This window comes from Streptomyces sp. ISL-43 (genome assembly GCF_018614195.1).
In the GTDB taxonomy this organism is placed as follows: Bacteria; Actinomycetota; Actinomycetes; order Streptomycetales; family Streptomycetaceae; genus Streptomyces.
The window spans coordinates 24,844-37,442 of record NZ_JAGGOT010000025.1 but is presented as its reverse complement, the minus strand read 5'-3'; the positions used below and the strand labels follow the sequence as shown (position 1 = coordinate 37,442).

At 73.5% G+C, this 12,599-nt stretch carries 9 protein-coding genes; 6 read left to right on the top strand and 3 right to left on the bottom strand.

The genetic code is table 11. The features are described 5' to 3' along the window. Positions 1-18 precede the first annotated feature (18 nt). Positions 19-1,209 carry an acyl-CoA dehydrogenase family protein gene (locus tag J7F03_RS14600; RefSeq protein ID WP_214949551.1) on the top strand — a complete coding sequence of 397 codons (1,191 nt, stop codon included), beginning with the start codon at positions 19-21 and terminating at the stop codon, positions 1,207-1,209. 36 nt (positions 1,210-1,245) lie between these two features. Here J7F03_RS14600 and J7F03_RS14595 read toward each other — a convergent pair whose 3' ends face one another. Next, entirely contained in the window at positions 1,246-1,983 is a 738-nt protein-coding gene (locus J7F03_RS14595; protein ID WP_214949549.1) for an SDR family NAD(P)-dependent oxidoreductase, read from the bottom strand. A gap of 132 nt (positions 1,984-2,115) precedes the next feature. Here J7F03_RS14595 and J7F03_RS14590 point away from each other — a divergent pair, with 132 nt between their 5' ends. Genes J7F03_RS14590 through J7F03_RS14580 form a run of 3 tightly spaced genes read left to right on the top strand, consistent with a single transcriptional unit; the run spans position 2,116 to position 6,938 of the window. Then, the gene (locus J7F03_RS14590) at positions 2,116-3,024 is read left to right on the top strand and encodes an oxygenase MpaB family protein (protein WP_214949547.1); all 909 of its coding nucleotides are present in this window, start codon (positions 2,116-2,118) and stop codon (positions 3,022-3,024) included. Between the two features lie 27 nt (positions 3,025-3,051). Beyond that, positions 3,052-5,295, top strand: coding sequence for a serine/threonine-protein kinase (locus J7F03_RS14585; RefSeq protein ID WP_214949546.1), 2,244 nt, complete (start codon positions 3,052-3,054; stop codon positions 5,293-5,295). Further along, a complete protein-coding gene (locus J7F03_RS14580; RefSeq protein WP_214949545.1) occupies positions 5,292-6,938 on the top strand; it encodes an NAD(P)/FAD-dependent oxidoreductase in 1,647 nt (548 codons plus the stop codon). The genes J7F03_RS14585 and J7F03_RS14580 overlap by 4 nt, the downstream gene beginning before the upstream one ends. On the opposite strand, the gene J7F03_RS14575 is transcribed toward J7F03_RS14580, so the two are convergent. Continuing rightward, complete coding sequence (locus J7F03_RS14575) at positions 6,856-7,299, bottom strand: nitroreductase family deazaflavin-dependent oxidoreductase (protein WP_214949544.1); 444 nt, start codon at positions 7,297-7,299, stop codon at positions 6,856-6,858. The two genes, J7F03_RS14580 and J7F03_RS14575, sit on opposite strands and share 83 nt — an antisense overlap. Positions 7,300-7,650: 351 nt before the next feature. After that, positions 7,651-9,627: a serine hydrolase domain-containing protein gene (locus tag J7F03_RS14570; RefSeq protein WP_214949543.1), complete on the bottom strand. Its 1,977-nt coding sequence runs from the start codon at positions 9,625-9,627 to the stop codon at positions 7,651-7,653. Positions 9,628-9,776: 149 nt separating this feature from the next. Between J7F03_RS14570 and J7F03_RS14565 the strand changes: the two genes are divergently transcribed. Both J7F03_RS14565 and J7F03_RS14560 read left to right on the top strand, forming a co-directional pair. Continuing rightward, complete coding sequence (locus tag J7F03_RS14565; protein ID WP_214949542.1) at positions 9,777-10,883, top strand: nitronate monooxygenase; 1,107 nt, start codon at positions 9,777-9,779, stop codon at positions 10,881-10,883. A gap of 17 nt (positions 10,884-10,900) precedes the next feature. Next, positions 10,901-12,511 (top strand): acyl-CoA synthetase, encoded by a 1,611-nt coding sequence (locus tag J7F03_RS14560; protein WP_251071939.1) that lies wholly within the window; start codon positions 10,901-10,903, stop codon positions 12,509-12,511. Positions 12,512-12,599: the final 88 nt, after the last annotated feature.

The following is a 12,599-nucleotide window of genomic DNA, read 5'->3' as shown; positions in this document are numbered from 1 at the left end:
GAGAGACCCGGAGGGGCCGTGCACCTCGAATACACGCCTGAGCAGCAGCAGTTGCGCACCGAGCTGCGCGCCTACTTCGCCGAGCTGATCCCCGAGGACGTCTACGCCCGGTACGAGGATCCCGCCGAGCAGAAGCGCTTCTACCGGGAGACCATCCGCCGGCTCGGAGCCGACGGCTGGCTCGGGGTCGGCTGGCCGAAGGAGTACGGCGGGCGCGGGATGTCGCCCATGGACCAGTTCATCTTCTTCGACGAGGCCGCGCAGGCCGTCGTACCGCTGCCGCTGATGGCGCTCAACACCGTCGGGCCGACCATCATGCAGTTCGGCACCGACGAGCAGAAGGCGTACTTCCTCCCCAAGATCCTCGCGGGCGAGATCGACTTCGCCATCGGCTACAGCGAGCCGGACGCCGGCACCGACCTCGCCGCCCTCAAGTGCAAGGCCGTGCGCGAGGGCGACGAGGAGACCGGCACCTACGTGGTCAACGGGCAGAAGATCTGGACCACCAACGGCGACACCGCCGACTGGGTCTGGCTCGCGGTCCGCACCGACCCGGACGCCCCCGCGCACAAGGGCATCACCATGCTCCTCGTACCGACCGCCGACCCCGGCTACTCCTGCACCCTCATCAACACCCTCGCCTCGCACGACACCACCGCCAGCTACTACGAGGACATCCGCGTCCCCGCGACCCGCCGCGTCGGCCAGGAGAACAAGGGCTGGCGCCTGATCACCAACCAGCTCAACCATGAGCGGGTCACCCTCGCCGCCCACGGCACGATGGCCATCCGCGCCCTGCACGACGTCCAGCGATGGGCCGCCGAGACCAAGCTCGCCGACGGCCGCCGCGTCATCGACCTCTCCTGGGTCCGCGGCCGCCTCGCCCGCACCCACGCCCGCCTCGACGCGATGAAGCTGCTGAACTGGCAGATGGTCAACGCCGTCCAGGACGGCACCCTCACCCCGCAGGACGCCTCCGCCGTCAAGGTCTACGGTTCAGAGGCGCGCCGGGACGCGTACGCCTGGCTGATGGAGGTGGTCGGCGCGGCCGGCTCCCTCAAGGACGGCTCCGCGGGCGCGGTCCTGCACGGCGAACTGGAGCGCGGCTACCGCAGCGCGGTCATCTTCACTTTCGGCGGCGGCAACAACGAGATCCAGCGCGAGATCATCTCGTGGATCGGCCTCGGCATGCCGCGCGTGCGCCGCTGACCTGGCGGGGCCCGCGGGGCCTTCGGCGGCGCCCGGTCAGACCTGGCGGGCGCCGCCGTCCACGAAGAGTTCGATACCCGTGATGAAGCTGCTCTCCCGTGAGGCGAGGAACAGCGCCGCCGCGGCCACCTCCTCCGGGCGCCCGGCCCGGCCGAGCGGAACCCCGGCGGTCGCCCGCTCCCGTACGCCGGCCGGTGTCTGGGCCAAGGAGGGGGTGTCGACCGGTCCCGGGCTGAGGGTGTTCACCCGGATCCCGCGCCCCGCGAGCTCCAGCGCGAGGCTGCGCGCGAGGGACCGTACGGCCGCCTTCGTGGCGGCGTACACGCCGAACCGCGTGGACGCCGAGGATCCGGCCGCCGAGCCGAGCAGCACGACCGAGGCGCCGTCCCGCAGCAGAGGCAGGGCCCGCTGAACGGTGAAGTAGGTGCCCCGGAAGTTCAGGTCCGAGGTCGCGTCGAACTGCTCCTCCGTGAACTCGGCGATGCCGCCCGCCGGTCCACCGCCCGCGTTGGCCACCAGGACGTCGATCGGGCGGCCCTCGTCCGCGACGGCCGCGTACAGCCGGTCCAGGTCCTCGACGCGGGACGCGTCACCGGGTACGGCGACGGCGCTCCCGCCCAGCTCCCGCGCCGCCGAGGCGAGTTCGTCCGCCCGCCTGCCGGTGATGAAGACCCGGGCGCCTTCCCGCACGAAGCGGTGCGCGGTCGCCAGGCCGATGCCGGCCGACCCGCCCGTGATCACCGCGACCTGCCCGTCGAGCTGTCCCGTACGCATGACCGTGCCTCCTCTTTCCGAAGGGGAGGCGGGTGCGGTCCGCCGACGGGAAATCCTAGTGGCGTACGGGCGGCCGCCGGGTGGAATGCTGGAAGGGCACGAAGGCAGGGTCGGTGAGGGGGAGGAGCGGCCATGGGTGAGAGCGGTGCACCCGATCCCGGGTTCTACGGCCCCGGATCCGTCACCTGGCAGTGCCACGGCGACCCCGTGATGTGGATCGCCGGGGTCCGGGCGCTCTACCTCCAGGCCCTGCACCCGCGCGCCGTCCGCGGGGTCATGGAGAACAGCACCGCCTTCAGCGGCGAGAGGGGCCCGGGCGACGCCTGGGGCCGGCTGATCCGCACCGCCGACTTCGTCGGCACCGTCACCTACGGCACCACCGAGGCCGCCGAGCGGGCCGGCGCCCGCGTCCGCAAGATCCACAGCATGCTGTCCGCCACCGACCCCGCCACCGGGACGCGCTTCCCCGTCGACGACCCCGAACTGCTCCTGTGGATCCACTGCGCGCAGATCGACAGCTTCCTGCACATCCTGCGCCGCTCCGGGATCCTCCTCAGCCCCGCCCAGGCCGACCGCTACGTAGCCGAGAACATCGTCAATGCCCGCCTCGTCGGACTCGACCCGTCCGGTGTACCCGCCGACACCGCGCAGCTGGCCGCCTACTTCGAGCGGATCCGCCCCGAGCTCGCCGTCGGCTCCGACGCGCGCGCCGTCGACGCCTTCCTGTGCGCCCCGCCCGTCCACCCCCTCCTCGTCCCTGGCCGAAACCTGGTGTGGCGCCCGCTCGCCGCCCTCGCCTACGGATCCCTCCCGGCGTACGCGCACCAGCTGTACGGCCGCCCCGCACCGGCCCCGCGCAGCGTCACCCGCCGCCTGCGCCTCACAGGTAGCCTGCTGCGCAGTATTCCCGCAGGTCTGCGCTGGCAGCTGCCTCCAGGTCACATCTTGAAAGCGATGCGCCGCATGGGCACCGGGAGCCGCCCCGCGCCGCACACACTGCGTACATCAGCGGCCATACTGGACCGGCCGGGGAGGGCGTAGCACGACACACGGGGGCGACTTCAAGACATGGCGGAGTCCAGACTGATCCAAGGCCGGTACCGGTCGCTCGATCTCATCGGCCGTGGCGGCATGGGCGAGGTGTGGCGGGCCCGCGACGAGTCGCTGGGCCGGCAGGTCGCCGTCAAATGCCTCAAGCCCATAGGGCCGGAGCAGGACGCCCACTTCACCCAAGTGCTGCGCGAGCGCTTCCGCCGCGAGGCGCGCGTCGCCGCGTCCCTCCAGCACCGGGGCGTCACCGTCGTCCACGACTTCGGCGACGACAGCGCCGCCGGCGGCCCCCTCTACCTCGTCATGGAGCTGCTCGAAGGCCGCAACCTCAGCCAGCTCCTGGATGACAACGAAGCGCGCCCGCTCCCCGTGGACGTGGTCGTCGACATCGCCGAGCAGATGGCCGCCGCCCTCGGCTACACCCACGACCAGGGCGTCGTGCACCGGGACCTGAAGCCCGCGAACATCATGCGGCTCACCGACGGCACGGTGAAGATCTGCGACTTCGGCATCGCCCGCCTCGCCGCCGACATCGGCTTCACCGCGAAGCTGACCGGCGGCGGCATGGCCATGGGCACCCCGCACTACATGTCGCCCGAGCAGATCGCGGGCGGCGAGGTCGACCACCGCAGTGACCTCTACTCGCTGGGCTGCGTCCTGTACGAGATCGCCACCGGCGCCCCGCCCTTCGACCTCGGCGACTCCTGGTCCGTCCTGGTCGGCCACCGCGACACCGAGCCCGTGCCCCTGCGCGAGCACCGCCCCGAGCTGCCCGGCTACTTCGAGCGGCTGGTTCTCGACCTGCTCGCCAAGCGCCCCGAGGACCGCCCGGGCGACGCCCGTCACCTGCACCGGCGGCTCGTCGAGGCCCGGCTCGGCCCCGGCGCGGCGCCCGGCGCGCACCCGCCGCTGCCCGAGTGGGCCGGCGGCATGACCGCCGGGCGCAAGGCCGGCACCGAGGCCCGCCCCGCGAGCGGGGAATGGGCCGTGCTCACCGGCTCCTGGACGGCCGCCCGCCCGAGCGGGGAGCAGCCCGCCCCCGCCCCGGGCGCCCGTGCCGCCGGTGACCGGCCCGCCGGAACCCCCGCCCCGCCACCCGCCGGAACCCCGGCGGAGCAGGCCGCCGCACGCCCGGCCGGACCGTCCGTGACAGGCCCGGCCGCTTCGTCCGCCGCGGCCTCGGCCGCTCCGTCCGCCGTAGCCTCGGCCGCTCCGTCCGCCGTACGCCCGCGCCCCGCCGAGGACCCGCGCCTCACCGCGGCGTACGGGGTCCCGCGCGCCCCCGGCACCGACCCCACGGGCCGCGACGCGCTCGCCGCCGGGCACGCCCGGGCCTTCGCCCTGAGCCGGGCCGGCCGCACCGAGGAGGCCCTCGCCGGGTACACGGCCGTGGCCGAGGGCCGGGCCCGGGTGCTCGGCCCGGACCACCCCGACACGCTCTCCGCGCGGCAGGAGGCGGCGTACGAGACGGGCCTCCTCGGCCGTCACCAGGAGGCCTACGAGGGCTACCGCGCGGTGCTCGCCGGCCGCGAGCGGACGATGGGACCGAGCCACCCCGACACCCTGCGCTGCCGGCACAACCTGGCCTGCGCGCTCGGCGCCCTCGGCCGCTTCGCCGAGGCCCACGCCGTCGCCGCCGAGGTCGCCGCCGACCGGGCGACCGCCTTGGGGGCGGAGCACGCGGACACGCTGCTGACCCGCTACGAGGCGGCGTACGCGCTCGGCCGCCTGGAGCGCTGGGAGGAGGCCCTGGAGGGATTCCGGCACATCGCCGCCGTCCGCGAGCGGGTCCTCGGCCGCGACCATCCCGACACGCTGGCCGCGCGGTACGAGGCCGGCATCGCGCTCGGCCGGACCGGCCGCTGCGGCGAAGCCCTGGAGCTGTTCGGGGAGCTGGTCCGCGACCGCACCCGCGCGTACGGGGCCGCCGACCCTGAGACGCTGCGCGCCCGGCACGTCCTCGGCGTCAACCTCGGGCGGCTGGAGCGCTGGGAGGAGGCGGTGGCCGAGGCCCGGCAGGTGGGCGAGGCGCGGGCCGGGGCGCTCGGCGCCGAACACCCCGACACCCTGGTCAGCCGCCGGGAACTCGCCGTCGGACTCGGCCGGCTGGGCCGCTGGGACGAGGCGCTGCCGGTGTACCGGGAACTCTCCGGGATCCGCGAACGGTCGCTGGGCGACGCCCACCCCGACACGGTCGCCGCCCACGCCGACGAGGCGCACTGTCTGGAGCGGCTCGGGCAGGTGTGCTACCAAGAGCCATGACGACCTCTCGGGGCTTCGGTTCGGACGTGTACGACGCGGTGATCGTGGGCGGCGGCCACAACGGCCTGGTCGCCGCCGCCTACCTGGCGCGGGCCGGCCGCTCCGTGCTGGTCCTGGAGCGGCTCGGCCATACCGGCGGGGCCGCCGTGTCCACCCGGCCGTTCGCGGGCGTCGACGCCCGCCTGTCCCGGTACTCCTACCTCGTCTCGCTGCTCCCGGCGAAGATCGTGCGAGAGCTGGGGCTGCGCTTCGAGGTGCGAAAGCGCGCGGTCTCCTCGTACACCCCCGTGGAGCGCGCCGGCCGGCCCGGCGGTCTGCTGGTCGGCGGCGGCGAGACGCGCACGCGGGAGTCCTTCGCGCGGCTGACCGGCTCGGACCGGGAGTACGAGAGCTGGCGCGCCTTCTACGGGACCACCGGGCGGGTCGCCGAGCGGGTCTTCCCGACGCTGACCGAGCCGCTGCCCACCCGCGCCGAGCTGCGGGCCCGCGTCGACGACGAGGCGGCCTGGCGGATGCTGTTCGAGGAGCCCATCGGGCAGGCGGTGGAGCGGGAGTTCGCCGACGACCTGGTGCGCGGGGTCGTCCTCACGGACGCTCTGATCGGCACGTTCGCCGACGCCCACGACCGCTCGCTCGCGCAGAACCGCTGCTTCCTCTACCACGTGATCGGCGGCGGCACGGGGGACTGGGACGTCCCGGTCGGCGGCATGGGCGCGCTCACCGACGCCCTCGCGGGCGCCGCGCTGACGGCCGGCGCGGAGATCGCCACCGGGCACGAGGCGCTGCGCATCGACACGGACGGTACGACCGCGCCGGCCGAGGTGACCTTCCGGACGGCGACGGGGGAGGGCCGGGTGGCCGGGCGGGTGGTGATCGTCAACGCCTCGCCCAGGGCGCTGGCCGAGCTGATGGGAGAGGAGCCCGCCGAGCCGTCCCCCGAGGGGGCCCAGCTCAAGGTCAACATGCTGCTGCGGCGGCTGCCCCGGCTGCGCGACACCTCCGTGGACCCGCGCGAGGCCTTCGGCGGGACCTTCCACATCGCGGAGGGGTACGAGCAGCTCGCCCGGGCCTACGCGGAGGCCCGCGCGGGCGAACTGCCCTCCGTACCGCCCTCGGAGATCTACTGCCACTCGCTGACGGACCCGTCGATCCTGGGACCGGAGCTGGCCGCGCAGGGCCATCAGACCCTCACGCTCTTCGGACTGCACACCCCGGCGCGGCTGTTCGAGAAGGACAACCAGGGGGCGAGGGAGGTCCTGCTCACCGCCACCCTCGCCCAGCTCGATGCCCACCTGGCCGAACCGCTCACCGACTGCCTGGCCTTCGACGCCGACGGCCGCCCGTGCATCGAGGCCAAGACCCCGCTCGACCTCGAACGCGAACTGCGCCTGCCCGGCGGGCACATCTTCCACCGGGACCTGTCCTGGCCGTACGCGGAGCCGGGCCGTGACGGGGGTCGATGGGGAGTGGAGACCGCCCACCCGGGCGTCCTGCTGTGCGGCGCCGGCGCGGTGCGCGNNCGCGCACCGCGCCGGCGCCGCGTCGCGCCGTCGGCTCCGCTCAGGAGGCGGGGTCGATCACCACGATCGGGATCTCCCGGTGGGTCTTGGCCTGGTACTCGTCGTACGAAGGCCAGTGCTTGACCATCAGCGGCCAGAACGCGGTGCGCTCCTCGGAGTTCGCGGTGCGCGCGACGCCCTGGACGACCTTGGGGCCTACCTGGACCCGCACTTCGGGGTGCTCGGTGAGGTTGAGGTACCAGAGCGGGTCGGCGGGGTCGCCGCCCTTGGACGCGACGATGAGGTAGCGGCCGTCGTCCTCGCCGTAGATGAGCGGGGTGCGCACCGGCTTCCCGGACTTGCGGCCGATGGTGGTGAGGAGCAGGGTCTGGGTGTTGTTCCAGTACTGCCCCTCGGTCCCGCCCGACCCGATGTACAACTTGACGTGGTCCAGGGTCCAGCCCGGCTTGGGGTCGATCGGGTTGTCCCAGTCGATGTCGCTCATGGCGCTCTGCCCGCCTTCGTGTCGTCGGTGTCGTATGCGGTTGCGTGTTGAATGGTCAACAACTCCGCCCAACGAATAGGAACGCTCCGGGGCACGGTTCCCATACCCCGTCGCGGCTATCGGGGCGTCCGGCAGGATCGGTGTCGTGGAGACGGTCGGCTGCCGGCGGCCGTCGCCGAGACCGGCTCGGACGCCGGTGTACGGCTGGACGAGGCGGCGGGGATGCTGCGGGTCCTGCCGGCCGTGAACCCCTACGGGAGTGGCGGCCTGGGTCTTCCACACCACCACCCCCACCCGTCGGGTCGACGAGCGGGCCGTGCCGCGCCGACGGGCCGGGTCCGGTCGTCCGGGCTAGTCCGAGGAGCGGGACCAGCCGGTCGCTTCGATGCGGGACGCGTCGGCGGGACGGTCCTCGGCGAAGAGGAGGCGGGAGGGCTCCGATACGCGCAGGATGTCGACGTAGACGCCGCGGCCCACGTAGCGGCCCTGCGCGGTGTGGCGGAAGCGGAGGCGGACCTCGCGGCCGGCCCAGGCCGTGAGCGGGGCTTCGAGGCGGTGCCAGATGCGGCCCGACCAGCCGGTGAGGGAGCCGCGCGGCCACTGTTCGGCGGTCCCGCCCGTGGTGCGGACGGTGGTGAAGGGGAGCGGCTCCCAGGTCTGCCCGTCGGCGGAGGCTTCCAGGTGCAGGGCTCCCTCGCCGGGCACGGTGTCCCACCACAGCGCGCAGCGCAGCCGGGCGGCGTCCGTGGACGGGGTCAGGGGAGGGAGGGCCAGGGTGCCGGAGCCGCCGGTCTCCATGCCGGAGAACCAGGCCGGGCCGCCGTGCTTCGTGCGGACGGGGACGGCGCGGGCGAATCGGTTGCCGGTGGCGACGCGGGGGGCGCTGCCCGCGCGCCAGGTCCGCACGGGGTGCACGGAGTTGCCCAGCAGGATCAGGAAGGAGTCGGTGGAGGGGTCCAGGACCAGGGACGTGCCGGTGAAGCCGGTGTGGCCGGCGGAGTGCGGGGTGGCCATGGCGCCCATGTACCAGTGCTGGTAGAGCTCGAAGCCGAGGCCGTGGTCGTCGCCGGGGAAGGCGGTGTTGTAGTCGGTGAAGAGCAGCTCGACGGAGGCGGGGCGCAGGATGCGCTTGCCGGCGTAGACCCCGCCGTCGAGGAGGGTGCGGGCGAGGATGGCCAGGTCCCAGGCGGTGCCGAAGACGCCGGCGTGGCCGGCGACGCCGCCCAGCGCGTGCGCGTTCTCGTCGTGGACCTCGCCCCAGACGAGCCCGCGGTCGAGCCCGGACCAGGGCGGGCGCTGTACTTCGGTGGCGGCCGTGACGCGGCGCCAGGAGAGCGGTGGGTTGTAACGAGTGCGGTGCATCCCGAGTGGAGCGGTGATCTCGTCTTGGAGCAGGAGGTCCAGAGTGTGACCGGTGATCCGTTCCAAGAGCAGCTGGAGGGCGATGAGATTGAGGTCCGAGTACCGGTAGACCGTCCCCGGGGTTTCCTGTGGTCTCACCGACCACAAGAGCCTCAACTGACCCGCCCGGGTGGGCTCCTGGTAAAAGGGGGCCCAGGACCGCAGCCCCGAGGTGTGGGTGAGGAGCTGACGGACGGTGATCGTCTCTTTGCCCCCGCCGATGAACTCGGGCAGGTACCGGTTCACCGGCGCCTCCAGCTCCAGGCGGCCGCGCTCCATCTGCTGCACGGCCAGCAGCGAGGTGAACAGCTTCGACAGCGAGGCCAGGTCGAAGACGGTGTCCTCCGCCATCGCGATGCGTTCGGCGGACGGGAGCTCCCGCACCCGGTCGGTGCGGCCGTCGTAGTCGGCGTACCGGACGGCGTCGCCCATCGCCCGGTGCAGGGCCACGGTGCGGCCCCGGCCGGCGAGGACCACGGCCCCTGCGTAGTAAGGATGTTCGGGGGAGGGGCCGAGGAACCGCCGCGCCTCGTCCGCGACACCTTCGAGGTGCTTCTCCACCAGTCCGGCCTGGCGGGCGGAGCCGTAGCGCAGCCGCAGTCCCTGGAGCGAGCGCCGCTCGGCGGGCCCCCCGGCGGCCCCCGCGGACCCGGGCAGCGCGGCCTGGAGCACGAGCACACCGCCCAGCGCCAGCAACCGCGCACCGAGCCGGCGCCGACTGAGCCCGCTGTTGCCGCCGCTGCTGCCGGCATCGGCGCCTTGACCGAGACCGCTGCCGCTACCGCTGCCGCCGGCGCCGGCGCCTTGACCGTGACCACCGCTGCCGGGAGCGTCTCGACCGCCGCCGCCCCCGCCCGCCCCCGTCACGCCGCCCCCGCCGGAGTCCTCCGCGTCACCGTCGTCGCCGGCTGCCTTCCGTTCCTCCATGACCGGTCCTCCCGTCCACCGTCCCGTCGCCCTCCCGAAGTATCTGCCCGCCCGTCGCGCACCTCCCGCAGCGACCGGCCCCCAAAGAATCTGACGCTGCATCAGAAAATCTCTTCCCTCGGCGGCCCGGCTGCGGCATCCTGCCGCCCATGGAGACGGAGCTGAGCAAGAAACTGGGAGTCGAGCACGCCATCTTCGGCTTCACGCCCTTCCCGGCGGTCGCCGCTGCCATCACCCGCGCGGGCGGGTTCGGGGTCCTCGGAGCGGTGCGCTACACCGCCCCCGACGACCTCAAGCGCGACCTCGACTGGATGCAGGAGCACACCGACGGCAAGCCCTACGGCCTCGACGTCGTCATGCCCGCCAAGAAGGCCGTCGACGGCATCAGCGAGGCCGACATCGAGGCGATGATCCCGGCCGCGCACCGCGCGTACGTCCGCGACGTCCTCGCCAAACACCACGTGCCCGAACTCGCCGAGGGCGAGGCCTCCGGCTGGCGCATCACCGGCTGGATGGAGCAGGTCGCCCGCAACCAGCTCGACGTCGCCTTCGACTACCCCATCAAACTCCTGGCGAACGCCCTCGGTTCCCCGCCCGGCGACGTCATCGCGCGCGCCCACGACCACGGGGTCCTCGTCGCCGCCCTCGCCGGCAGCGCCAAGCACGCCCGCCGCCATGCCGAGGCCGGCATCGACATCGTCGTCGCCCAGGGCTACGAAGCCGGCGGCCACACCGGCGACATCGCCACCATGGTGCTGGTCCCCGAGGTCGTCGAGGCCGTCGCCCCGCTCCCGGTCCTCGCCGCCGGCGGCATCGGCAGCGGCGAGCAGATCGCCGCGGGCCTCGCCCTCGGCGCCCAGGGCGCCTGGCTCGGCTCGCTCTGGCTCACCACCACCGAGGCCGAGATGCACTCCCGGGCCCTGACCGCGAAGCTCCTCGCCGCGGGCTCCGGCGACACCGTCCGCTCCCGGGCCCTCACCGGCAAGCCCGCCCGCCAGCTGCGCACCGAGTGGACCGACGCGTGGGACGACCCGGAGGGTCCCGGCGCGCTCCCGATGCCGTTGCAGGGCCTGCTCGTCGCCGAGGCCGTGTCCCGCATCCAGAAGTACGAGGTCCAGCCGCTGCTCGGCACACCCGTCGGCCAGATCGTCGGCCGGATGAACAGCGAGCGCGGCGTCCAGGCCGTCTTCGACGACCTCACCAGCGGCTTCGAGCGCGCCATCGACCGCATCACCCGCATCGCCGGCCGAGCCTGAGAGGCGTGAGCAGCGACATGACCGACTCACCGAGCAAGCGGCCCGCGCCGGCCGCGCCGAACGTCCCCACCGCGCCGGCCGCGCAGCCCCCCAACGGCTTCTGGGCCCAAGCCGCGGCCGACCCCGACCGCACCGTCCTGGTCACCCCCGAGGGCGAGGAGTGGTCCGCGGCCCGGCTGCACGCCGACGTCAACCGCCTCGTCCACGGCCTGCGCGCCGCCGGCCTTGAGAAGGGCGACGTCTTCGCGGTCGTCCTCCCCAACAGCGTCGAGTTCTTCACCGCCTACCTCGCCGCCTCCCAGGCCGGGTTCTACCTCGTCCCGGTCAACCACCACCTCGTCGGCCCCGAGATCGCCTGGATCGTCTCCGACTCCGGGGCCAAGGTCCTCATCGCCCACGAGCGGTTCGCCGAAGCCGCCACCGCCGCGGCCGACGAGGCGGGCCTGCCCGCGAGCCACCGCTACGCCGTCGGAGCCGTCGCGGGCTTCCGCTCGTACGGCGAGCTGCTCGACGGGCAGCCGGACACCGTCCCCGGGGACCGCACGCTCGGCTGGGTCATGAACTACACCTCCGGCACCACGGGCCGGCCGCGCGGCATCCGCCGTCCGCTGCCCGGCAAGCTCCCGGAGGAGACGTACCTCGGCGGCTTCCTCGGCATCTTCGGTATCCGCGCCTTCGACGACAACGTCCACCTCGTGTGCTCGCCGCTCTACCACACGGCCGTCCTGCAGTTCGCGGCCGCCGCCCTGCACATCGGGCACCCGCTGGTCCTGATGGACAAGTGGACCGCCGAGGAGATGCTCCGCCTGATCGACCGGCACGCCTGCACGCACACCCACATGGTCCCGACGCAGTTCCACCGGCTCCTCGCGCTCCCGCAGGGCGCGAAGGACGCGTACGACGTCTCCTCGATGCGGCATGCCATCCACGGCGCCGCGCCCTGTCCCGACCACGTCAAGCGGGCGATGATCGACTGGTGGGGCGGCTGCGTGGAGGAGTACTACGCGGCGAGCGAGGGCGGCGGCGCCTTCGCGACCGCCGAGGACTGGCTCAAGAAGCCGGGAACCGTCGGCAAGGCCTGGCCGATCAGTGAGCTCGCCATCTTCGACGACGACGGCGAGCGGCTGCCCGCCGGCGAACTCGGCACCGTCTACATCAAGATGAACACCGGCGGCTTCAGCTACCACAAGGACGAGGGCAAGACGAAGAAGAACCGCATCGGCGACTTCTTCACCGTCGGCGACCTCGGCCTGATGGACGAGGAGGGCTACCTCTTCCTCCGCGACCGCAAGATCGACATGATCATCTCGGGCGGGGTGAACATCTACCCGGCGGAGATCGAATCGGCGCTGCTCACCCATCCGGCCGTGGCCGACGCCGCCGCCTTCGGCATCCCGCACCCCTCCTGGGGCGAGGAGGTCAAGGCGGTCATCGAGCCCGCCGAGGGCTTCGCGGCGAGCGACGCGCTGGCGGCGGAGATCCTGAACCACTGCGAGCGCCAACTGGCCGGGTACAAACGGCCCAAGACCGTGGACTTCATCGAGACGATGCCGCGCGACCCCAACGGCAAGCTGTACAAGCGCCGGCTGCGCGACCCGTACTGGGAGGGCCACGCGCGCGCGATGTGACGGCCGGGCCGCCCTGCCGGGCCGCCCTGCCGGGTCGGCCCTGCGGGGTCGGCCCGCCACGCCCGGAGATTCGTGAGAAGCGCCACGT

Excerpts from the sequence above, each read along its gene's own strand:
- J7F03_RS14595 (WP_214949549.1), bottom strand. The coding sequence starts at position 1,983 with ATGCGTACGGGACAGCTCGACGGGCAGGTCGCGGTGATCACGGGCGGG.
- J7F03_RS14590 (WP_214949547.1), top strand. The coding sequence starts at position 2,116 with ATGGGTGAGAGCGGTGCACCCGATCCCGGGTTCTACGGCCCCGGATCC.
- J7F03_RS14585 (WP_214949546.1), top strand. The coding sequence starts at position 3,052 with ATGGCGGAGTCCAGACTGATCCAAGGCCGGTACCGGTCGCTCGATCTC.
- J7F03_RS14575 (WP_214949544.1), bottom strand. The coding sequence starts at position 7,299 with ATGAGCGACATCGACTGGGACAACCCGATCGACCCCAAGCCGGGCTGG.
- J7F03_RS14570 (WP_214949543.1), bottom strand. The coding sequence starts at position 9,627 with ATGGAGGAACGGAAGGCAGCCGGCGACGACGGTGACGCGGAGGACTCC.
- J7F03_RS14565 (WP_214949542.1), top strand. The coding sequence starts at position 9,777 with ATGGAGACGGAGCTGAGCAAGAAACTGGGAGTCGAGCACGCCATCTTC.
- J7F03_RS14560 (WP_251071939.1), top strand. The coding sequence starts at position 10,901 with ATGACCGACTCACCGAGCAAGCGGCCCGCGCCGGCCGCGCCGAACGTC.